This is a genomic window from Candidatus Pantoea bituminis, from assembly GCF_018842675.1.
Lineage (GTDB): Bacteria > Pseudomonadota > Gammaproteobacteria > Enterobacterales > Enterobacteriaceae > Pantoea > Pantoea phytostimulans.
This window is the reverse complement of sequence record NZ_JAGTWO010000004.1, coordinates 1,045,396-1,068,141: the sequence shown is the minus strand read 5'-3', so window position 1 is coordinate 1,068,141 and position 22,746 is coordinate 1,045,396. Positions and strand designations below refer to the sequence as shown.

General features: G+C 52.9%; 19 protein-coding genes and 5 pseudogenes. 4 read left to right on the top strand and 20 right to left on the bottom strand.

Annotation, left to right across the window (positions count from 1 at the left end):
• The first annotated feature begins 78 nt into the window (after positions 1-78).
• Positions 79-2,086, top strand: a pseudogene (mnmC, locus tag KQP84_RS08810) (bifunctional tRNA (5-methylaminomethyl-2-thiouridine)(34)-methyltransferase MnmC2/FAD-dependent 5-carboxymethylaminomethyl-2-thiouridine(34) oxidoreductase MnmC1).
• Between the two features lie 23 nt (positions 2,087-2,109).
• On the opposite strand, the gene KQP84_RS08805 reads toward mnmC, so the two are convergent.
• From KQP84_RS08805 to prmB, 6 genes and pseudogenes are all read right to left on the bottom strand, one after another.
• On the bottom strand, positions 2,110-2,391 hold the full coding sequence (locus KQP84_RS08805; protein WP_215846060.1) for a YfcL family protein: 282 nt from the start codon (positions 2,389-2,391) through the stop codon (positions 2,110-2,112).
• 32 nt (positions 2,392-2,423) lie between these two features.
• A pseudogene (locus tag KQP84_RS08800) lies at positions 2,424-2,968 on the bottom strand (elongation factor P hydroxylase).
• A gap of 43 nt (positions 2,969-3,011) precedes the next feature.
• Entirely contained in the window at positions 3,012-3,815 is an 804-nt protein-coding gene (locus KQP84_RS08795; protein WP_215846058.1) for a sulfite exporter TauE/SafE family protein, read from the bottom strand.
• Positions 3,816-3,823: 8 nt separating this feature from the next.
• Positions 3,824-4,645: a penicillin-insensitive murein endopeptidase gene (gene mepA, locus KQP84_RS08790; RefSeq protein ID WP_215846056.1), complete on the bottom strand. Its 822-nt coding sequence runs from the start codon at positions 4,643-4,645 to the stop codon at positions 3,824-3,826.
• Between the two features lie 4 nt (positions 4,646-4,649).
• On the bottom strand, positions 4,650-5,735 hold the full coding sequence (gene aroC / locus KQP84_RS08785) for a chorismate synthase (RefSeq protein ID WP_215846055.1): 1,086 nt from the start codon (positions 5,733-5,735) through the stop codon (positions 4,650-4,652).
• 45 nt (positions 5,736-5,780) lie between these two features.
• The gene (gene prmB / locus KQP84_RS08780) at positions 5,781-6,713 is read right to left on the bottom strand and encodes a 50S ribosomal protein L3 N(5)-glutamine methyltransferase (RefSeq protein WP_215846053.1); all 933 of its coding nucleotides are present in this window, start codon (positions 6,711-6,713) and stop codon (positions 5,781-5,783) included.
• Between the two features lie 159 nt (positions 6,714-6,872).
• On the opposite strand from prmB, the gene smrB reads away from it, so the two are divergent.
• Positions 6,873-7,421 carry an endonuclease SmrB gene (gene smrB, locus KQP84_RS08775; RefSeq protein ID WP_215846051.1) on the top strand — a complete coding sequence of 183 codons (549 nt, stop codon included), beginning with the start codon at positions 6,873-6,875 and terminating at the stop codon, positions 7,419-7,421.
• Between the two features lie 34 nt (positions 7,422-7,455).
• On the opposite strand, the gene sixA is transcribed toward smrB, so the two are convergent.
• The 4 genes from sixA to KQP84_RS08755 form a co-directional block, all read right to left on the bottom strand.
• Positions 7,456-7,938, bottom strand: coding sequence for a phosphohistidine phosphatase SixA (gene sixA / locus KQP84_RS08770; protein WP_215846050.1), 483 nt, complete (start codon positions 7,936-7,938; stop codon positions 7,456-7,458).
• 200 nt (positions 7,939-8,138) lie between these two features.
• Entirely contained in the window at positions 8,139-10,256 is a 2,118-nt protein-coding gene (fadJ, locus tag KQP84_RS08765; protein ID WP_215846049.1) for a fatty acid oxidation complex subunit alpha FadJ, read from the bottom strand.
• The gene (gene fadI, locus KQP84_RS08760) at positions 10,256-11,566 is read right to left on the bottom strand and encodes an acetyl-CoA C-acyltransferase FadI (protein ID WP_215846047.1); all 1,311 of its coding nucleotides are present in this window, start codon (positions 11,564-11,566) and stop codon (positions 10,256-10,258) included. Before fadI ends, fadJ begins: the two co-directional genes overlap by 1 nt.
• A gap of 164 nt (positions 11,567-11,730) precedes the next feature.
• Positions 11,731-12,027 (bottom strand): YfcZ/YiiS family protein, encoded by a 297-nt coding sequence (locus tag KQP84_RS08755; RefSeq protein ID WP_215846045.1) that lies wholly within the window; start codon positions 12,025-12,027, stop codon positions 11,731-11,733.
• Between the two features lie 358 nt (positions 12,028-12,385).
• Between KQP84_RS08755 and fadL the strand changes: the two genes are divergently transcribed.
• Entirely contained in the window at positions 12,386-13,669 is a 1,284-nt protein-coding gene (gene fadL / locus KQP84_RS08750; RefSeq protein WP_215846044.1) for a long-chain fatty acid transporter FadL, read from the top strand.
• Between the two features lie 101 nt (positions 13,670-13,770).
• Here fadL and mlaA read toward each other — a convergent pair whose 3' ends face one another.
• The 10 genes and pseudogenes from mlaA to ccmA form a co-directional block, all read right to left on the bottom strand.
• Positions 13,771-14,538 (bottom strand): phospholipid-binding lipoprotein MlaA, encoded by a 768-nt coding sequence (gene mlaA / locus KQP84_RS08745; protein WP_215846041.1) that lies wholly within the window; start codon positions 14,536-14,538, stop codon positions 13,771-13,773.
• A gap of 35 nt (positions 14,539-14,573) precedes the next feature.
• Positions 14,574-15,785 carry a c-type cytochrome biogenesis protein CcmI gene (gene ccmI, locus KQP84_RS08740; protein WP_215846040.1) on the bottom strand — a complete coding sequence of 404 codons (1,212 nt, stop codon included), beginning with the start codon at positions 15,783-15,785 and terminating at the stop codon, positions 14,574-14,576.
• Positions 15,782-16,246, bottom strand: a complete 465-nt coding sequence (locus tag KQP84_RS08735; RefSeq protein WP_215846039.1) for a cytochrome c-type biogenesis protein — start codon at positions 16,244-16,246, stop codon at positions 15,782-15,784. Before KQP84_RS08735 ends, ccmI begins: the two co-directional genes overlap by 4 nt.
• Positions 16,243-16,800 carry a DsbE family thiol:disulfide interchange protein gene (locus KQP84_RS08730; RefSeq protein ID WP_215846038.1) on the bottom strand — a complete coding sequence of 186 codons (558 nt, stop codon included), beginning with the start codon at positions 16,798-16,800 and terminating at the stop codon, positions 16,243-16,245. Before KQP84_RS08730 ends, KQP84_RS08735 begins: the two co-directional genes overlap by 4 nt.
• Positions 16,797-18,755 carry a heme lyase CcmF/NrfE family subunit gene (locus tag KQP84_RS08725; protein WP_215846036.1) on the bottom strand — a complete coding sequence of 653 codons (1,959 nt, stop codon included), beginning with the start codon at positions 18,753-18,755 and terminating at the stop codon, positions 16,797-16,799. Before KQP84_RS08725 ends, KQP84_RS08730 begins: the two co-directional genes overlap by 4 nt.
• Positions 18,752-19,237 carry a cytochrome c maturation protein CcmE gene (gene ccmE / locus KQP84_RS08720; protein WP_215846035.1) on the bottom strand — a complete coding sequence of 162 codons (486 nt, stop codon included), beginning with the start codon at positions 19,235-19,237 and terminating at the stop codon, positions 18,752-18,754. The genes KQP84_RS08725 and ccmE overlap by 4 nt, the downstream gene beginning before the upstream one ends.
• Positions 19,234-19,466, bottom strand: a pseudogene (ccmD, locus tag KQP84_RS08715) (heme exporter protein CcmD). The gene ccmE and the pseudogene ccmD overlap by 4 nt, the downstream one beginning before the upstream one ends.
• A complete protein-coding gene (locus KQP84_RS08710) occupies positions 19,463-20,230 on the bottom strand; it encodes a heme ABC transporter permease (RefSeq protein WP_489853572.1) in 768 nt (255 codons plus the stop codon). The pseudogene ccmD and the gene KQP84_RS08710 overlap by 4 nt, the downstream one beginning before the upstream one ends.
• Before the next feature lie 31 nt (positions 20,231-20,261).
• Positions 20,262-20,920 (bottom strand): annotated as a pseudogene (ccmB, locus tag KQP84_RS08705) (heme exporter protein CcmB).
• 4 nt (positions 20,921-20,924) lie between these two features.
• Entirely contained in the window at positions 20,925-21,536 is a 612-nt protein-coding gene (gene ccmA / locus KQP84_RS08700) for a cytochrome c biogenesis heme-transporting ATPase CcmA (protein WP_215848235.1), read from the bottom strand.
• Positions 21,537-21,778: 242 nt separating this feature from the next.
• On the opposite strand from ccmA, the pseudogene KQP84_RS08695 reads away from it, so the two are divergent.
• Positions 21,779-22,706, top strand: a pseudogene (locus tag KQP84_RS08695) (formate/nitrite transporter family protein).
• Positions 22,707-22,746: the final 40 nt, after the last annotated feature.

The following is a 22,746-nucleotide window of genomic DNA, read 5'->3' as shown; positions in this document are numbered from 1 at the left end:
CCATTTCCTTTTGTAAATTTGCGTCATGTCACGCTGGTCGCTAAAATCGCGCCACTGCCTGAAAAATGAGCCTTTGCCGTGAAATCAACGCCGGTCGAACACGCCGAACTAAGCTGGAATGAACAGGGTACACCTGTTTCCCGAGCCTTTGAAGATGTCTATTTCTCTAACGATAACGGCCTTGAAGAGACGCGTTACGTCTTCCTTGGTGGCAACCAATTTCCACAGCGTTTCGCCCATCATGAGCGAGATTTATTGATCGTTGCTGAGAGTGGATTCGGTACCGGGCTCAATTTTCTTACGCTTTGGCAAGCCTTTGAGGCATTTCGCATTGAGCAACCCAATGCCAGATTGCAGCGTCTGCATTTCATTAGCTTTGAGAAATTTCCTTTAACGCAGAATGATTTAATCGCGGCACTGCGGCATTGGCCTGAACTCGCCCCGTGGGCAGAACAATTGCAACAGCAATGGCCGATCGCTCTGCCCGGCTGTCAGCGCCTGCTTTTTGATGGCGGACGCATTACCCTTGACCTGTGGTTAGGCGATATTAATGCATTAATTCATAGCCTCGATGACAGCCTTTATCGTCAGGTTGATGCGTGGTTTCTGGATGGCTTTGCCCCTCGAAAAACCCCGATATGTGGACGCCAGCGCTGTTTAACGCCATGGCAACATTGCTACGGCATGGCGGCACGTTTGCCACGTTTACCGCCGCTGGTTTTGTCCGTCGTGGATTACAAGACGCCGGTTTCGCCGTCACGCGACGCAAAGGTTTTGGACCTAAACGCGAAATGCTAAGCGGTCAACTCGCGGCCGCACCCGCGCTACCTGTGCGCCAACCCTGGTATTCTCGACCCGCCGCGCGACAGCGAGAGATCGCATTAATCGGTGGCGGCGTAGCCAGCGCGACGCTGGCGCTGGCTTTGCTGCGACGAGGCTGGCGCGTAACGCTTTACTGCGCCGATGACGCGCCCGCGCTGGGCGCGTCAGGCAACCGTCAGGGCGCGCTTTATCCGTTGCTCAATCAACACGATCCCGCACTTGCGACCTTTTTCCCTGCCGCTTTCAGTTTCGCACGTCGTTTATACGATCAATTACCGGTTCAATATGAGCACAGCTGGAGCGGCGTGTTGCAACTGGGATGGGATGAAAAAAGCGCGGCGAAAATTGACCAGATGCTGAAGATGGCCTTGCCCGATGCGTTAGCGCATGGCGTGGATCAACAGCAGGCTGAAGCGTTGGCCAATCTACCGTTGGGCTGCGGCGGGATTTTTATCCGCAAGGCGGCTGGCTTTCCCCTGCAGAGTTGACTGCCGCGATGCTGGCTCGCGGTGAAGAACAAGGCTTGCGGATTCACTGGCTGCATCGTGTGACTGATATGTCTTATCAGGAAGAAAGCTGGACGTTACAGTTTGCTGATTCTGCTGCAGTGCAGCATCACACTGTGGTGCTGGCGAGTGGACACGCCTTAACGGACTTTTCGTTAACCGAGCAGCTTCCGGTTTACGCGGTGGCGGGCCAGGTGAGTCATGTGCCTTCTACGCCGGGACTGGATGCGCTGCAAACAGTACTCTGTTACGACGGCTATTTAACGCCGATCAGCCCGCAATTTGGCACGCACTGCATCGGTGCCAGCTACCGTCGTGGTGAAACCGAATCTGATTATCGCGAAGCCGATCAGCAGGAAAACCGTACGCGTTTACTTCATTGCCTGCCTGAAAGCCCCTGGGCTAAGCAGGTTGATGTCAGCGCCGGGGAAGCGCGTATCGGCGTGCGTTGCGCAACCCGCGATCACTTACCGATGGTCGGTAGTGCGCCAGACTATGCCGCCACGCTGGCGCAATATCAGGATTTACCGGCACAGCGTGCGCAAAATGGCGATATCGCTGATGCGCCACATTATCCACAACTTTACCTGTTTGGTGCGCTGGGTTCGCGCGGTTTGTGCAGCGCGCCTTTGGCCGCAGAAGTGCTGGCGGCGCAACTGGCAGGTGAACCGCAGCCGTTAGATGCCGCTACGTTAGCAGCGCTTAATCCGAATCGTTATTGGGTGAGAAAACTGCTGAAAGGTAAAAAAGTGGGTTGAGGGCGGCATGCCGCCCTGCATATTCAGGCCGATTTGCGCGCCTGCAAAAACAGATTGTCCCACATGCCTACCACCAGCGCTTGATCGCGCGGTGATAACTCGCCTGCGGCAATCGCATTCTGCAGACTGCGTGTAACGTGAATCTGTAATGCTTCAGGCGTGTGCTCATCCAGTCGTTCGATTTCGGCGACAGCCAGCGTGAGGTGGCCGCTTAAATAACCGCTGGCAAACAGCTCATCGTCGCTGGCGTGTTCAACCATGTCGTCAATAAGGGCCAGAATACGCGCTTCAAATTCTGCGATCATCTCAATTCCTCTTTTTGATGTGCCTTCACAGGTCACAGATCTTCCGGCCAGGGAAACTGTGAGGCCGTCAACGAAGGCCTGCCATAAAATTTAGCTAATGCTGCAATAAAACGCGCGGGTCGTGCGGGTATACCCTGCTCCAAATAAGACATGACCTGAGCATGAACCTTACGTTGGAAAGCAATGCGATCCGGCTCACAATCTCCCTCGAGATTGTCACAACTCACGTTGAAGGAAAGCCTGCCGCAACACAAAACATCCATTCCAGCGCCTGCGGCTTCACTTCTACCGCTTCAAACTGACTTTGCGTCAACGCGTCGCGGCCATCCGGGCAATACCAATAACCAAAATCAACCAGTTTGCGGCGTGCTTCACCGGCAATACACCAATGTGAGATTTCATGCAGCGCGCTGGCGTAGAAACCGTGAGCAAAAACCACGCGGTTCCACGGCGATTCGGCATCTGCCGGAAGATAGATCGGTTCGTCATCGCCTTTAATTAGACGGGTCTGAAAGTCGTCGCTGAAGCAGCGATCAAACAGCGTAACCAGCTGCTCATAGTGATGTGTTGTGTTCATGCTGTCATTTTGAGAGGAAATAGGCGCCATTTGGCATCATCCATTACAAGTGCAGCGTGGCGAACCACGCCATAAAGCTGCTACCGTGGCTGTCCCACAATAGTTTGATACTCATTACCGCTGAGACAATCACCACCATCGGACGAATTAGCTTCTGACCACGCGTCAGCACCAATCTTGCGCCGAGACGCGCGCCGCAGAATGCGCCGAGCATCATAATCACGCCGGTTCCCCACACCACTTTGCCGCCAAACATAAAAAACAGCAGGCTGCCAAAGTTGGAGGTGAAGTTAAGAATTTTGGCGTGGGCGGTGGCTTTAGCGAGGTTGTAGCCGCACAGCGTTACGAAAGCCAGCGCGTAAAAGGAACCGGCACCGGGGCCGAAGAAGCCGTCGTAAAAACCGATAGTTCCGCCGCCTATCAACGCATACGGCAAACCGTACAGGCGACGCGCGCGATCCTCTTCACCAATACGCGGCATTAACAGGAACCACAACCCAATCGCAATCAGCAAGATCGGCAAAACCTGACGTAACATATCAGCCTGAAGCCGCTGTATCAGCACGGCACCGATCACCGACCCGACAAAGGTCATGGCGATGTTGAGCCATTGTTCGTTTAATTTGACCGCGCCACGACGAATAAAATAGAGGCTGGCAGAGAACGAACCGCCGACTGATTGCAGCTTGTTGGTCGCCAACGCCTGCGCGGGAGAAAGGCCCGCCGCCAGCAATGAAGGCACCGTTAACAAGCCACCGCCACCCGCAATAGAATCAATAAAGCCCGCCAGCATGGCAACAAAGAACAGCAGCCCAACCAGCAGCGGGCTGACGACGAACCAATCCATGACATCCCTTACAGTAAATGTTTATCCAGTAATGCCTGACAAGCCGCTGGCAGCGGCGGCGGTTCGCGTTTTACAGGCGCTGAACCAGGTTGTTTGGGTAAGAACCAGCTCTGTAGCTCTGCGCCACAACCATCGCCCGGCGGTGGCGGAGCTTGATCGAGACATTCACTGCTACCTTGCGGACAACGCAGACGCACATGCATGTGAGCGCGATGCGCAAACCAGGGACGAACTTTATGCAGCCATTCACGATCGTTCCCTGCATCCGCACAAAGCTGCTTTTTAATCGCTGGATTGACGAAGATACGTGATACTTCTTCATCTTTCGCCGCCAGTTTGATCAAGCTGTCAATTTCTGGACGCCAATGGCGCGCGACGACGTTTTTATCGCCGGGCGCAACCAAATCCAGCGGTTGCGGCTTCAACAACTGCTGCGATGTCCAGCGCGTTTTGGGGAGCTGCAACCAAATATCCACATCCAATCCTGATTGATGACTGGCGTGTCCGCTGCTGAAACGTCCGCCCGCTGCCATGCCCATATCACCGATCAGCACATTGCCCAATTGCAAATTATGCGTCTGAGTACTTAAGCGCTGAATGAACTGAATCAAATCAGGATGTCCAAAATAGCGTCGCTGATCCTGACGCATCACCTGATAATTTGGCGCATTAAGCGGCAAAGCCTGCGCACCCACAATACAGCCATTAGCAAAGCCGCCGACTGATTGCGGCGCACCTGCAATCGGCTGCTGAATGCGCTGCCAAGGCGTTGCCGCCAGGCTGGATGCGCTAATCACCAGCGCGGAAAGCGTGAGCAGAAGACGTTTCATTGAATTACCAGCGCGGCACAGTGGAATTGACATCAGCGCACTGCGCACGCTGACGCAGCAGATGATCCATCAACACGATCGCCATCATCGCTTCAGCGATCGGCACCGCGCGAATCCCTACGCAGGGATCGTGGCGACCTTTGGTGATCATCTCCACTTCTTCACCCTCGCGGGTAATGGTTTTGCCGGGCACAGTAATGCTGGACGTCGGTTTCATCGCCAGGTTAGCGCTGATCACCTGACCGCTACTGATGCCGCCAAGAATGCCGCCCGCATGATTGCTCTGGAAACCGTTGGCACGAATCTCATCACGATGTTCACTGCCACGCTGATTAACGACGGCAAAGCCATCACCAATTTCAACACCTTTTACGGCATTAATGCTCATAAGTGCATGGGCTAAATCAGCATCAAGACGATCAAACACCGGCTCGCCAAGACCTGGTGGAACGTTTTCAGCCATCACCGTGACTTTGGCGCCGATTGAGTCGCCCTCTTTTTTCAGACCGCGCATCAATTCGTCCAGCGCTTCCAGCTTGTCAGCATCCGGACAGAAAAACGGATTTTCTTCCACGATGCTCCAATCTTTTAGCTCGCATGCGACATCGCCAATCTGTGCCAGATAGCCGCGCACCACTACGCCGTGCTTCATGTGCAGATATTTTTTGGCAATGGCGCCTGCCGCTACGCGCATTGCGGTTTCGCGAGCGGAAGATCGTCCGCCGCCGCGGTAATCGCGCTGGCCATATTTCTGTTCGTAGGTGTAATCAGCATGGCCGGGACGGAACAGATCTTTGATCGCACTGTAATCCTGCGAGCGCTGATCGGTGTTTTCAATTAACAAGCCAATCGAAGCGCCGGTGGTGATGCCTTCGAACACACCAGACAAAATTTTCACCTGATCGGGCTCACGGCGCTGCGTGGTGTAGCGTGACGTACCCGGACGACGACGATCGAGATCGTGCTGAATATCGGCTTCGGTGAGCGGAATGCCCGGCGGCACACCATCAACAATACAACCCAGCGCAATACCGTGGGACTCACCAAAGGTGGTTACTCGAAAAAATTGTCCGATGCTGTTTCCGGCCATTTTGATTCCTTGTTACGGTTCTCAGAGCGAGCACTCGCCCCGCTTTCAGTCTTTGAAAAAAGAAAAATGATGTTGTGCGTCGACAATCTGCTGGCGCGTCAGCATGAACACGCCGTCGCCGCCATTATCAAATTCCAGCCAGGTGAACGGCACATCAGGATATTGTTCGATCATGTGCACCATGCTGTTGCCCACTTCGCAAATCAACACGCCCTGCTCGCTCAGGTAATTTGGCGCGCAGGCAAGAATGCGGCGTACCAGTTTCAAACCGTCGCTGCCCGCAGCCAAACCAAGTTCCGGTTCGTGGCGATATTCGTTTGGCAGATCGTCCATATCTTCCGCATCCACATACGGCGGATTGGTAACAATCAGGTCATATTTTAATTCAGGCAGGCCACGAAACAGGTCAGCGCGGATCGGCGTGACGTGATGAATTAAGCCATGCTCTTCAATGTTTTGTTCGGCGACAGCCAGCGCATCGGTAGAGATATCTACCGCATCCACTTCGGCTTCTGGGAAGGCATAAGCGCAGGCAATGGCGATACAGCCGCTGCCAGTACACATATCCAGAATGTGATGTGGCGTTTCACTGATTAAACCGGCAAAACGGTTATCAATCAGTTCACCAATCGGTGAACGCGGCACTAAGACGCGCTCATCAACGTAAAATTCGTGACCACAGAACCAGGCTTTGTTGGTCAAATAAGCAACCGGAATACGTTCGTTAACGCGACGAATTACACGCTCAACGATGCGGTGACGCTCGCTGGCGGTCAGACGCGCGTTACGCATATCTTCAGGGATGTCGAGCGGTAGCCAGAGGGACGGCAGGACTAACTGAACGGCTTCGTCCCAAGGATTGTCTGTGCCATGTCCGTACCAAATTCCGGCAGCGGAAAAGCGGCTAACCGCCCAGCGCAGCATGTCCTGAATGGTGTGCAGTTCGTTCACTGCCTCATCGACGAAAATTTTGTCCACGTAGCCCTCCGCAGGCCTTTTGCTAAATCGGCAGATAGTGTGCCATGAAGCCGGAGAGAATTCAGCGCGGTGAGGTGAAAAAGCTGACATTTAATGACACTTAACGGTAAGGTAACGCCATCCGCTGAAAACAGCCTTTTCTGACATAATTTACCCGCCATGAGTAAAAAAACGCCCCTTAGCCAGGACGATAAATCGCTGTTTCGCCAATTGATGACCGGCACGCGTAAGCTGAAACAAGACACGATCGTGCACAAACCGGTGGTGAAAACCCGCCAGGTGCCCACGAAACGCCTGCTTTCCGAGCAGGCAGATAATAGTCATTATTTCTCTGATGAATTCCAGCCGCTGCTGTCGACAGAAGGCGCAACGCGCTATGTACGTGCCGATGTCAGCCATTTTGAACTGAAAAAATTGCGGCGTGGCGACTATACGCCAGAGATATTTCTCGATCTGCATGGTTTAACGCAGCAGCAGGCTAAGCAGGAATTAGGCGCATTGATTGCAGCCTGTCGACGAGAACATCTGTTTTGCGCCAGTGTGATGACCGGCCACGGTAAGCATATTTTGAAACAGCAAACGCCGTTATGGCTGGCTCAGCATCCGTTTGTCATGGCTTTTCATCAGGCACCCAAGATGTTCGGCGGCGATGCTGCGCTGCTGGTATTGATTGAAATTGAAGAGTGGCAACCGCCCGAGCTACCTTGAGAAGGGATTGGGCCGATCATTCGGCCCATGGGCATTAAATAGCTTTCGCCAGTTTTGACGGACTGACCTGCCACTTTAATTTGCCTTCGCTCTGGCTGGCATCAAAATCCACACAGGCAATAGCAGAAGTGGCGAACATCGGCGGCGCTTCCTGCGGGCAGAGTTCAGAAACCAGATAACCCACCAACGGCAAGTGCGAAATCACCAATGCTGATTTCACGCCTTCATTTGCCAGCGTCTGTAAGTAGCACGCCACCAAACCCGGATCGCCGCCAGGCGTCAACTCAGGTAACACGTCCTCTTCGACAGGCAGAGACAACGCTTCACGAACTGTTGAGAGCGTTTGCCCCGCGCGCAAATAAGGGCTTACTAAAACACGTTCAATGTCTGGCGCTTGACTGTTGAGCCAGCTCGCCATTTGGCGTGATTCATTACATCCACAAAGCGTTAAAGGCCTGACTGAATCGCTTGCTGCTTCCAGAGCTGCATCGCCGTGACGCATGATAAAAACTTGCATAAAGCACCGCTGTAGTTTGTCGACATCGCCCGACGCTGAGCGTCTGACTCTTCATTCTGCGAATGAACGCTGTGTTGTACCTTAATGGCTTCAGTATAGTCAACCGGTTGTTTATTAAATAAGCACATCTCAGAACCGTGCGGTGCCGCAGACTTTTGCGGCACCGGTCTAACCCGCTGAATCGGTGCGGTTATTCCATTTTATAGAGAAATGTAAAATTTCTGCTGCTGCTGCGCTGCCTTTTCCAGCGCTTCACACGGGGTAAATCGCTCGCCATATTGTTGCTTAAGGCGGTTTAATGTGTTCAGGACGTGGGCTGCGCCAAGCTGGTCGAGATAGCGAAACGGCCCTCCCAAAAACGGTGGAAATCCAATGCCAAATACCGCACCAATATCGCCATCGCGTGGCAGGCGAATCACCTGTTCATCCAGACAACGCACCGCTTCGTTCAGCATCATCATTACGCAGCGTTCAGCGATCTGTGCTTCATCGAGTTTTGCCACCGCTTTTACCTTCAACAAGGTATAGATCGACGTGTCGGGCTTTTTCTGTCTGCGATCCGTGCCGTATAAATAGAAACCTTTGCCGTTTTTGCGCCCTTTTCGCCCCTCTTTTAACACAACGTCAAAAGCGTCGGGTGCCGCAAAACGCTCGCCATAAGCCTGCTGCAAAATCGGGATGATTTTACTGCCAACATCGATGCCTACTTCATCCAGTAGCTGGATCGGCCCAACGGGGAAACCGAATTTCACCAACGCACGATCAATATGATCAATCGGCTCACCTTCAAGCAGACAACGCATCGCTTCATTTATATAGGGCGCTAAAATACGGTTAACGTAAAAACCCGGTTTATCGGCCACCACAATGGCAGTTTTGCCTTGCTTGCGCGCCAGCGCCACGGTGCTGGCCAGCGTGTGTTCAGACGTTGCTGCGTGCGGAATCACTTCAACCAACGGCATTTTGTCCACCGGGCTGAAATAGTGCAGGCCGATAACGTTCTCGGGACGCTGCGCGTTAGCCGCAATATGAGCAATTGGTAATGATGACGTGTTTGACGCAAAAATAGTGTGCGGCAGACAATGCTCTTCAACTTCACTGACCATTTGCTGTTTTAAAGCCAGATCTTCGAAAACCGCTTCGATCACCAAATCACGCTGCGAAAAGCCCTGATAATCGGTACCGCCGGTAATACGCGCCATCTGCTGATCGCGCTGCGCTGCGCTGAGATGGCGGCGTTTTACCTTGTTGCTCAGCAGCTCCCAACTGGTTTGCAGAGCATGATTAACGCCAGCAAGATTGATATCTTTGATGCGCACCGGCAACCCCGCGTTGATAGCGCTGACGCTGGCAATGCCGCCGCCCATCAAGCCGCCACCTAATACACCAACACGCTGAATGACCCGCGCTTCAGCCTCTCCGCCACGCTCTTTTTTCAACGCTGTCGACGCGAAAAACAGGCTACGCAGAGCCGCAGATTGGGGACTCATTGCCAGTTCGCCAAAAGCCTGTGCTTCAGCATCATGACCGGCGCGGCTGCCCTGTTCCAGCCCGATTCGCACGACATCGATAATCCGTTTTGCCGCGGGATAGTTGCCATGCGTTTTGCTTTCGGTTTGGCGTTTTGCTAGCGCAAACAGCGCCTGGCGGGCAAGCGGCCCTTGTAACAAACGATCGCGCATCGGCAAAATGCGCTGTTTGCTCTTGCCTTGCTTCACACGTGCAATCGCGGTTTCGAGCAGGATCGCCTGCGGCACAACGTCATCAACCACGCCAAGCTTACGCGCTTGCTTAGCGCGCAACGTTTTACCGGTCAGCATCAGCGGCAGCGCCTGTTGAACGCCGATCAAACGCGGCAGACGCTGTGTTCCGCCTGAGCCGGGAAGTAAACCCAGCTGCACTTCTGGCAGCCCCAGCCGGGTTTTATCATCCAGTGAACAGATGCGCGCATCGCAGGCCAACGCCAGTTCAAGACCGCCGCCCAGGCACGCGCCATGAATCGCCGCCACCACAGGAAAAGGCAGCGCCGCGATGGATGCCATCACTTCCTGGCCTTGTCGCGCCAGCGCTTCGGCTTCCTGCGCCGTCTGGCAGCGATCAATCATGCTAATGTCTGCACCAGCAATAAAGTTGTCTGACTTACCCGAGATCAGCACCAAGCCTGCCAATTGTTTATTGCGGCGTGCCTCACCAATAATGGCCGCTATCTGCGCAGCGAATTCTGCCTTTAGGGTATTCATCTTTTCGCCAGGCACATCGATAGTGATAATGCCAACGTGGTCGAGGCGCATCTGCAAATGAAAAGCGTTCTGTTCCATTATTCGACCTCCAAAACCATAGCCGCACCTAATCCGCCCGCAGCACAGGCGGTCACTAAGCCTAAGCCGCCACCGCGTCGCCGTAATTCCTGCAAGGTTTGGGTGATCATGCGTGCGCCGGTGGCAGCGAAAGGATGCCCATACGCGATAGAACCCCCGAGCACGTTGAAACGTTCTTCATTGACCTCGCCTAAGGCGTGAGGACGATTAAGTACGTCACGGGCGAAACGCTCATCGCGGAACATCTGCAAATTACTTAAGGTTTGTGCGGCAAAGGCTTCGTGCATATCTATCAAGGTCAAATCATTCAGAGTAATACCGGCGCGATCCAGCGCCAGCGGTGAAGCGTAAGCTGGGCCAAGTAACATATCTTGCCAGACATCAATGGCAGTAAACGCGTAGCTGCGCAGATAGCCCAGCGGTTTAAGCGAGAGCTCACGCGCACGCCCTTCTCGCATCAAAACCACCGCAGCAGCGCCATCGGTAAGCGGCGTACTGTTGGCCGCAGTTACTGTGCCATGCTGACGATCAAAGACGGGACGCAAACGTGCATAATCTTCTGCTTTGGCATCCATCCGCACCGTGTTGTCTTGATCAATCGGCGCTTTCCACGGCGGCACAAAAGCGGCCATCACTTCTTGATTCAGCACGCCTGATTGCCAGGCTTTTGCAGCGCGCTGATGCGATCGCAGTGCTAGCGCATCTTGTGCTTCACGCGTAATGCCATGGCTTTTTGCCATTTGCTCTGCTGTGTCACCCATGCGTAGCCCAGTTGAAAATTCCGCTACCGCAGGCGGTACTGGCAGTAAATCACGCGGACGCAAGCGACGCAGAATCTGCAATTTTTGCGAGAAGCTGCGCGCTTTGTTCATATCCACCAGCGCCCGCGCCAGGGTTTTACTCACGCCAATTGGCAACACTGACGAGGAATCTGCGCCGCCAGCAATGCCTGCCGAAATCGTGCCCGCCAGCAAACTTTCCGTAACGTTAGCGACTGCCTGAAAACTGGTCGCGCAAGCACGGCTGACACTGTAAGCATCGGTATGAACACTTAAGCCGCTGCTGAGAACGATTTCACGGGCGATGTTAGGCGCCTCCGGCATTTGTACCACTTGGCCAAACACCAGTTGCTCAATCACTTCAACCGGCAATTCGCTACGCGCCATCAGTTCGCTTATCAGCATGCGGCCTAATTCTACAGCGGGAATGCCATGAAAGCCGCTGGCCTGGCGTAAGAAAGGCGTGCGTAATCCGTGGGTTATGGCGATGCGCTCACCATCACGCGTCAGCAATGACTGCGCTTTACTCATTGTTTTCACCTGTGAATCGGGACCGAGGCATCATTGCCAAAAGAGGTCTGACCTGCTCATCAGTGTTAACCACAAGCGGTTCTGCCGCCAATACGGAAAGGATAAATTTGCGAAGGGAAACACGAAAATGAAAAACGCCGCACAGGTTGCGGCGTTGGAGAGGATTAGCGCAAACCGAGTTGAAAAATCATGGTTTCAGCCTGGCAGGAGAAAGTAAAATCAATATCAAGTTTTATGCCGCCTGCTTCTTCTGTGAAACGGGCATTAATGTCACAAGGTTCTGATTCAATTTGACGTGCTTTATCGCTGAGATATTGTAATTTTTTGTCAGCATCAGCCCGTTGCGAAAACCATTCTGACCAGGTTGCGGTGCAATCACTGTTATCCATGACGGTGCCGACATCGACACAACAGCAGGCTGCGGTTTCGGTTGCGCTACATTTTTTAATGGCATCAGTCATCGTTTTCTCCTGACGATTAATTCGTCGAGTTGCGTAATTTTACGCCCAAAATTTTACGCCTTCGGTATACTTTGCGCCATGACAGTCTCGCTAAGTGACGAATATCACAATAAAATTTGATCCAAAACAAATTTGAGAGATTATGCTGCGTCTGTTATTTCTGGTTTTGTTAAGTAGATCGAAATTCCATCGATCAATTTGGAAATATTTCAAAAACAATATTGCAACATACACACAGGTCAGACCTATACTTGCCGCACTGGTCTGATAAGTGCGTTTTATGTCAGACCCTGGAATCCGCCGACCCTTGTTACGCGAATTTACAGCGTTAAATAATAATTCACATGAGGTTGTGGTCATGAACCATAAAAACCTGTTTGCAAAGTCAGCCGTGGCGGCTGCAGTAGCACTCGTCTCTTCACACGTTTACGCAGCTGGATTTCAATTAAATGAGTTTTCTTCTATTGGTTTAGGACGCGCATATTCTGGCGAAGGCGCAATGGGTGATACCGCCGCATCAGCCAGCCGTAATCCGGCCACTATGGCACTTATGGATCGCCCCGCTTTTTCAATTGGCGCAGTCTATATAGCACCTGATGTAAACATCAGCGGTACCAGTCAAAGCGGACGCAGCCTGGATGCGAATAATATTGCCCCTAATCAATGGGTGCCGAATATTCATTACGTACAACCCATTAACGATCAATGGTGGATTGGCGCATCCGCAACCTCTAATTATGGATTGGCGACCGAATTCAATGACGGATACACCGCAGGCGCTTACGGCGGTAAAACGGACTTGTTGACCGGCAATTTCAACCTCAGTACAGCGTATCGTTTAAATGAACATTTCAGCTTCGGCGTGGGTTTTGATGCGGTTTATGCCAAAGCAAAAATTGAACGCTATGCCGGTGAATCTGGCCCGGCGCTGGGCGTGCCGGCAAATACGCAAATTGCTCATCTGAAAGGTGATGAATGGGGTTACGGCTGGAATGCCGGTATTTTGTATGAATTGGATCAAAATAACCGCTTTGGCTTTACCTACCGTTCAGAAGTTAAAATCGACTTTGATGGCGATTACAAAAGTGACTTGCCAACCTACGTTAACGCTGTGAATCAGGCGCGTAATTTAGGTCTGCCTTACGCAACAGGCGGCTCTACGATTCCGGGTGCGTTAACCTTGAATTTGCCTGAAATGTGGGAGCTTTCGGGCTGGCATAAAGTGGCGCCACAGTGGGCGGTGCATTACAGCCTGGCGTATACCAGCTGGAGTCAATTCCAGGAGTTGAAAGCCACTGGCTCTAACGGTCAAACACTCTTTTATAAAGATGAGAGCTTCCGCGATGCCTACCGCCTGGCTTTAGGTACAACCTATACCTACGATGAGAACTGGACGTTCCGTACCGGTATCGCCTTTGATGACAGCCCGGTTCCGGCTGATAAGCGTTCTATCTCCATTCCCGATCAGGATCGCCTGTGGCTGAGCGCGGGTACTTCTTACGCGTTTAATGAAGATGCCTCGGTTGACGTCGGTATTTCCTACATGCACGGCCAACACGTCACGGTAAAAGAAGGGCCGTATACCTTTAATTCTTCAGGTAAAGCCTGGCTGTATGGTGCGAACTTTAACTATAAGTTCTGATACCTTTCTTCATCCAAAAGAAGCGATCAAAAAAGGCGACTCAATGAAGTCGCCTTTTTATTTAATACCGTTTACGGTCAATTCATCGCGTGCGAATAAACCTATTGCGAATCAATGTCACCTAAATCGTCTTGAATCGCTGCTGCATTTGGGTTCTCTTGCGGTTTCAGCTTGCCACCGTTTGCCAGGAAATCATGGCGCTGGAAATAAGCGTTACGAATAAAGGCATAAGGATCATTTTGCTGCTTGAGAATTGCATCGGAATCCAGCAACTGCGCGCGCGTCTCAATACCTTCCAGCGTCCACTTACCGATCGACATTGGCCAGGTTAGCCAACCCAGCAGCGGATAAAGCGTATCAACATAGTCACCACCATCCTGACGGATAGTGAAGCTGCCGTAAGCGGGTAACTCAACATACGGGCCATAACCTACGCCGTAACGACCCAATGTCGTCCCGAAACGGTGCGGCTCTTCACGCGCCAACGCCGGGTTCGCCTTGCCCGCTACGTCAATGAATCCACCCAAACCTAACACGCTGTTCAGAAAGAAGCGGGTAAAGTGAATGCCTGCATCGCGCGGTTCGCCGACCAAAATGGCGTTGACCATACTAGCCGGTTCTTCCAGGTTACCAAGGAAATTACTTAATCCAGTACGCGCAGGCACTGGCACATAATCACGCCAGGCAACCGCAACAGGGCGTAAGACGTAAGGATCCAGCACGTTGTAATTAAAGTTAAACATCGTGCGGTTAAAGCCTTCAAACGGATCGCTGCGCTGCGCAGGCTCATCGTTGTTATCCGGCTTTGAACTGGCACAACCCACCAGAAGTACACTGGCCAAAACCAAACTGGTCAGGCGGTAAACCATTTTTATCTCCCTGTGCGGATGAAAAATGTATCGCTTCAGGGCTGCTGCTGATTAATCTCCACAGCCATGTTCTGATGACCGTCCCAAGGTGTTTTCTCGCTCAGACCAAACCAATCACCTGACTGCGGATTGGCACTGCCATCGCGGGAAATACGCACTCGAACTTGCACCTGATGCTGCGCCGAAAGCAGGCGATCTGGCATCATAGCGTTGCTGTCATCCAGCGTCAGCGATAACGGGAAGTGGCTTAGCGGCATACGCTTAACGGCCACAGGCACCGGTGAAACACCGTCAGAAACAGAAATATACATGACTCCGCCCTGCGGTAACATTTTTTCTGCCTGCGGAGAGAGAGTAACTGTCAGTGCCAGTTGGATATTTTGCTGTCCTGCGTCCGTTTTTGCTTGTTCAATGCTGCGTTCGATCATGGTACGACGATGATCGTCAGCCGGTATCAATTTCAGCATAGTTTGCCAGGCACCAATCGCCTGAACATATTGCTGCTGCTCAAACGCATTAAACGCCAGCAGGCTTAACGTACGCACATTACTGTGATCGTCTTTAAGCAGATCGCGCAGAATTAAACCCGCCTGACGGTTATCCTGTGGATCGCTGGAGCGGGTTAATACCTCAGCATAGTCTTGTTTCAAATCGATATTATTAGGCGCGAGCTGTAAAGCATGCTCAAAAGCCTGGCTGGCGGTAGTGGCATTATTCAGCACCATGCCGAGACGGCCCAGCATGGCCCAATCATTCATATTATTAGGTTCAGATTGCAACGCACTGCGCAGCCCTAGTTGCAGTTGCGCCAGCTCCTCCATGCTAAGCGGCTGAGCTTGCGGATCCATGACGCGTGCGCGCAGTGCGGGATACGCTTGCTTTACCTGCATCCATCCACTTGTCTGCGCCAGCCCACCCGTTTTCAGATAAGTGCCCAGCGACACGGCAATCAGCACTATCACGCCCGGTAAAAGTACCCAGCGGCTGCTGCTGTGAGCCTGTGCGGCATCGTTATCTGGAATATCGGTCAACAGCGTTTGTTGCAGCTCGCGCTCCATTACTGGCCGCTCGGCCACCACACCTTGGGCTTCATCCTGAGCCAACTCATCCAATCGCTGCTGGTAAAAATCTTTGTTCAGCTGATTGCGTTCGCCATCACTGGCCAGACGTTGTCGCCAACCGGCACCGATAAACAGCGCGCACGCCGCCAGCAATAACAGTAAAAGGGTGATCCAAAATGCACTCATTGCGGCTTCCTGTCTGACTTCAAAATCGCGTCAAGACGCTGCTGTTCGCTTTCGTCCAGTTCGCTTTCGCTGCGCGAATTGCGCTGGCGACTGCGCAGAATAATCATTAATCCGCCCAGCACCACAAACAGTGCGGGCCCCACCCACAGAATAAGGGTTGAAGGCGTGACCGGCGGCTCATAGGTCACAAAGTTGCCGTAACGCGCCACCATGTAATCAATAATCTGCTGACGGCTTTGTCCCTGCTTCATCAGCTCATACACCTTCAAACGCATGTCTGCAGCAATCATCGCGTTTGAATCGCCAATGCTGTTGTTCTGACATTTTGGGCAGCGTAGCGAGGCGGTTAAATCACGGTATTGCTCTTCCTGCGCCACAGAATCAAATTTGTAGGTATCAATAGCCGCCCACAAGCTGATGCTAAATAACATTCCGCAGATCAGTAATACGAGACGTTTCATACTCCCGCCTCCTTGCTGTATTTGATCCACAGCGGCTTCACTTCTTGCAGCCAGACGCGATCGTTCATATCACCCGCGTGGCGATAGCGAATGATCCCTTTGCCGTCAATAAGAAAGGTTTCAGGCGCGCCATACACCCCAAGATCGAGACCGAGCATACCGTTGCCATCATACAAACTCAGCGCGTAGGGATTGCCCAACGTGTTGAGCCAGGTTACCGCTTTGTTGCGATCATCTTTGTAGTTCAGGCCAACAACGCGGATGCCCTGCTCCGCCAGCGTATTCAAATATTGATGCTCAGCGCGACAGGTTGGGCACCATGTTGCCCAGACGTTGAGCAGAATCGGCTTGCCATCCGTTAGCACGCGCTGGTCATACATCTTGCCTGGCTGGTCGAGCGCTTCGAGTTTGAACAGCGGCACCGGCTTGCCAATCAAAGCTGATTCCAGCCGAGTAGGATCGTCGCCCTCTGCGTTTTTCGACAGCTGCCACAACAGCGCAGCCGCCAGCAGCAGAAATAATACTAAGGGAATAAACAGGATTTTCTTGTTCATGCCAGCTCCTCGCGTTTGGCTTTTTTACGCGAGCGATAGCGCGGATCAAACAAGCAGAACAGGCCGCCCACCGCCATAAACACGCCGCCGTACCAAATCCAACGCACGAAGGGTTTGTAATAGATGCGCAGCGCCCAGGAACCGTCATCTAACTGTTCGCCTAACGCGGCATAAAGATCGCGACTCATGCCGCCGTCAATGCCAGCTTCAGTCATCATGTTACGTGAAGCGGTGTAAAAACGTTTTTCTGCCTGCAGCATCGCTTCCGGCTTGCCGTTACGCGTAACCTCGATGGTTCCGACGCCGCCGCTGTAGTTTGGCCCTTCAAGATTCTGTACGCCACGGAAGATAAAGTGATAACTGTGGATGTCCACGCTGTCGCCAGCATTCATACGCACGTCGCGCTCGACGCTGTATTGGGTGCTAAAGGCAATGCCGATGACCGTGACGCCTACGCCTAAATGGCCCAGTACCATGCCCCAATGACTGCGCGTTAGATGGCGCAACCCAGCAAAGAAGCGGTGACGATGCGTAGCACGTTCATGCAGTTCCATCAGCGTCAGAACAATAATCCATACTGACATCAGCAGACCCACAACAGTCATCGCTTCAATACGATCTTGTAATAACCACGGCATGAAGATTGAAAAAGCCAGCGTCACGATCAGCGCCAGTGCCAGTCGCTTCGCCAGTTTCTGTGGCTCATCACGACGCCAGCGCACCAGCGGCCCGATGCCCAGCATCAGCGCTAAAGGTGCCATCAACCAAGTGAACATTGTGTTGAAGAAGGGTTCACCGATTGAGATGCTGCCAAGGCCAAGCTGCTTGTGAACTAGCGGTAACAGCGTGCCCAGCAATACCACCAGCATCGCTGCAATCAATAATACGTTGTTCCCCAACAAGAAGGATTCGCGGGACCAGGCTTCGTTTTGGACCCGGCTGCGCACCTGGCCACCTTTGATTGCGTAGAGCAGCAGTGAACTGCCGATCACGATCACCAAAAATGCGAGAATAAACATGCCACGCGCGGGATCGGACGCAAACGAGTGAACCGATACCAGTACGCCCGAACGCACCAAAAACGTGCCCAGTAGGCTAAGAGAAAAAGCCGTGATTGCCAGCAATACCGTCCAGGCTTTAAAGGTGCCACGCTTCTCCGTCACCGCCAGCGAGTGCATCAATGCCGTGCCCGCCAGCCATGGCATAAACGAGGCATTTTCAACCGGATCCCAGAACCACCAACCGCCCCAGCCAAGTTCGTAATAGGCCCACGCAGAACCGAGTACGATACCAATAGTCAGAAACACCCACGCTGCAGTGGTCCATGGACGTGACCAGCGCGCCCATGCGGTATCGAGTCTGCCTGCCATCAGTGAAGCAATGGCGAAAGCAAAGGCCACCGAGAAACCGACATACCCCATATAGAGCAGCGGCGGATGGAAGATCAGTCCGATATCCTGCAGCATCGGATTAAGATCGCGCCCATCAATCGGAAAGTCTGGCAGCGTGCGGGTAAACGGATTTGAAGTCAGGATGATAAACAGCAGGAAGCCAAGATTAATCATGCCCATCACCGCCAGTACACGCGCCAGCGCGTCCTGTGGCATGCCACGACTGAACAGCGCAACCGCTAATGTCCAGGTGCTGAGCAGTAAAACCCACAACAGCAGCGAACCTTCATGTGCGCCCCAGGTGGCGGCGATGCGGTAGTAGACCGGCAGCAGCGTATTGGAGTTGGTTGCCACGTAGCCGACGGTGAAGTCGTTAACAATAAAGGCGTAAACCAGCACCATAAACGCCGCTGCGATAGCGGCAAAAAGTCCGTAAGAGAGCGGACGCGCCATGGCCATCAGCCGGGCATCCTGACGCAATGCACCCCATAAAGGATAAACGCTCAGCAGCAGAGAAAGGCCTAAAGCCAGACAGAGCAGGAAACTTCCAATCTCTGGCATCATGACTGTTTACCCGGCTGTTGATACATTGACTGCGGGCCGTTGTGATTCTTTTTCATTGCGTCTTCGATTTCTGGCGGCGTGTATTTCTCATCATGCTTAGCCAACACCTCTTTGGCATTCACGAGGTTGCCTTCCTCCAGCACACCCTGGGCCACCACGCCCTGCCCTTCGCGGAACAGGTCAGGCAGAATACCCTCAAAGCTGACGCTGACCACGCCATTGGCATCGTAAAGCTTAAACGAAACGGCAAGTGATTTTGGATCACGCTTCACGCTGCCCGGCATCACCATGCCACCCACGCGCAAACGCTGCCCCGTTTCTGGCTTTTGGCGAGCTTCGCCTTTGCCATACAGGATTTCGCTTGGGGTATAAAACAGGTCGATATTGGAACGCAGCGCGTACATTACCAGCGTGGTGGCGAGGCCAAGTCCGACCAAAATCGCCACCACAACATAGAGGCGATTACGACGACGGATATTCACATTTTTTCTCCTGCCGCTTCAGTGACGGCTTTTTCGTTTTCGCCGCACGGATACGGCGCTCCCTGGATTCACGCTGGCGAATTTCCGTCAGCAAACGGCGGCGAAGCAATAGCGTGTGTAACACCAGGCCCGTTAAAGGAATAACGGTGAAGACCACAGCCAGCCAGACATAAAAGGCGTAGCCGCCCATGGCAAAGAACGCTTGCCAGGAATTGAATGCGGGCATCATGCTTTGCGTCCTCCCTTAGCGATATCAGCGACCCAAGGACGATGACGTTCCGTTAACAGAATCAGGTTACGCAAACGCATTAACGTTAAAGAGGCGAACACCAGCAGATACCCAATGATTGACCAGCGCAGCGGTGTGCGCATTTCAGGCGCGATTGCCTGCTGCATCATGCCCGATGAGCCTTGGTGCAGGGTATTCCACCACTGGACAGAGAAATGAATAACAGGAAGATTGACCACGCCAACCAAAATCAGGATCCCAGCTGCACGTCCGGCAGTACGACGATCGTCAAAGGCGTGATAGAGCGCAATCACACCCATATAAAGGAAAAGCAAAACCAGTTCGGAAGTGAGGCGTGCATCCCAAATCCACCAGGTTCCCCACATTGGCTTGCCCCAGGCGGAACCGGTGACCAGCGCAATAAAGGTGAATACCGCACCTACCGGTGCCATTGCCGCCGACACTAAATCGGCCATTTTCATCTGCCAGACCAAACCGATAAAAGCGGCAATCGCCATGGAAGCATAAACACCCATCGACCACATGGCTGCGGGAACGTGAATGTACATGATGCGGAAACTGTCACCCTGCTGATAATCCGCAGGCGCATAACCGAATCCCCACACCCAACCGAATAGCAGCGTGGCGATTGCCGCCACTGCGAACCACGGCACTAAGCGACCGCAGAACTGATAAAGCCGCTCAGGCTTCGCCAGTTGATGTAACCATTTCCACATGATGAATTGCTCACAGTAAAGATAAATTCGTTATCGACACGTCTAAGGCGTGCGCGATTTAATGCAGCGTAATGCGCAGCGCTGCGGCGGTAGCAAAAGGGGCCAGGGTGGCGCTCGCCACCAGCATTGCGCCAAGAATCGCCAGATAACCGCTGATGGGTAATCCCTGCCCTGCCGCATCAATCGCTGCGCTGGCAAAAATTAAAACGGGAATCGCCAGCGGTAATACCAGCAGGCTAAGCAACACGCCGCCGCGACGCAGTCCTACCGTTAATCCGACGCCAATCGCACCCAAAAACTCAGGGTTGGCGTTCCCAGCAACAGGGTCAGCGCCATTGCGCTCCAGCCGCGAAAATCCAGCGATAACAGCAGCGCCGCCAGCGGTGATAACACAATCAGCGGCAAGCCAGTGACCAGCCAGTGGGCAATGACTTTGCCAACCACGGTCAGCGGCAACGGCGTGGGCAACAGCAATAACTGTTCCAGCGAACCATCCATAAAGTCATCGCGGAACAAGCGCTCCAGCGCCAGCAGCGAGGCCAGCAAGGCAGCCACCCAAGCGACACCCGGCGCGATGCGCGCTAACTGTTGCGGATCGGGCCCAATGCCCAGCGGGAACAGCGTAATCACAATCAGGAAAAACCACAGCGGGTTAATCACTTCTGCGCCGCTGCGAAAGGCAATACGCAGCTCGCGCTGGATAACACGGATTAGCATCACGTCACTCCGCGCCGCTCAGGCGAATCTTACGCACGCGTGCAAGGCTGTCTGGCAGATCCTGATGCGTGGTCAGAATGACCGCGCCTCCGTTATCGGCATGTTGAGCAAATTTCGCCATTAATTTTTCTACACCCGCTTTGTCGATGGCGGTTAACGGTTCATCTAAAATCCACAGCGAAGCGTGACTTAACCATAATCTGGCCAGGGCCACACGACGCTGTTGTCCTGCGGAAAGTTGCGCCACCGGCACCTCTTCGTAACCCAGCAATTCAACGCTTTCCAGTGCATCAAAAATTAGCTCGTCATCGCAATCGCGATGGTAAAAACGCAGATTTTCCAGCGGCGACAATACCGCTTTTACGCCAGGATGATGGCCGAGATAAAGCATCGCCTGATGCCATATTTCGCGCTGTTGGCGAATAGGCTGAGATTGCCACATTACGTCGCCCTGCTCAGCGCGGCTTAATCCCGCCAGCAGACGCAACAAAGAAGTTTTACCCGCGCCATTCGGCCCTTCAATTTGCACGATATCGCCTGCCGCCACGGAAAACGTCAGCCCATGAAAAAGAGCACGCTCGTCGCGGACGCAAGAAAGATTAATGACTTCCAACATGAAGGGGGAATCGCACCAGATAAATGAGGCGCGAATAATACCACAATGATGCTGTGGGCCGAAGTCTGAGCGGCCACCGCGTCCTACCTCAAAGGGCGTATTCGTGCGCATCAGATCAATAACTGCCCAAAAATCCAGCAACGTTAAAACCTTGTTACCCTTATTCGCGAATGCAGTTACATTTTTGATTGGCAAAAAACGTCTACGCTTATTACGCGTTGGCATTGTCACCAGGAGAAAATATGAAGGGTTCATCAGGTATAGATCACGGCCATAACGATGTTGATAGCGATGAAAAAGAAGAAGGCACCGATATTGAAGTAGATGAAGAAGCACTCCTTCCCGCGCCGCCGCCATTCACGAAGAGATACGTCAGGATGGCGAGAAAGAGCTAGAACGCGACGGTATGGCCTTGTTGTGGTCAGCGATTGCCGCCGGTTTATCAATGGGTGCATCACTGATGGCCAAAGGGATTTTTCAGGTCCATCTCGACGGCGTACCGGGTGCATTTTTGCTCGAGAATCTGGGTTATACCTTCGGTTTTGTGATTGTCATTATGGCGCGGCAGCAGCTTTTTACTGAAAACACCGTTACCGCTGTTCTGCCTGTGATGCACAAACCCACGATGAGCAATGTTGGTCTGCTGCTGCGTTTGTGGGGCATCGTGTTGCTCGGTAATCTGATTGGCACAGCATTAGGTGCGTTAGCCTTTACCGAAATGCCCATTTTTGATGATGCAACGCGTCAGGCATTTACCGTCATTAGTCAAAAAGTGATGGAAAGTACGCCGGGTGAAATGTTTGCCAATGCCGTTATTTCCGGTTGGATCATCGCCACCATGGTATGGATGTTTCCCTATGCAGGTGCGGCTAAGTTGTTTGTGATTGTCATGATGACGTGGCTAGTGGCGCTCGGCGACCTGGCACACATTGTGGTAGGTTCGGTTGAAGTGCTTTATTTAGTGTTTAGCGGCGCTATTGAGTGGCAAGCGTTCTTTTGGCCTTTTGCTTTACCTACCCTGCTGGGCAATATTACCGGCGGCACATTGATTTTCGCCCTGATCAGTCATGCTCAGATTCGTAATGATATGAGCGAAACAGCCAAAGCTAAGATGCGAGCAGAAAAGAAAAAGAGGAGAAGCGTCGCCAGAAACAGCAGTCTGAAGGCTAATTGTCGATGGAATGAGCAAACGCACCTCGGCGTGGTTAAT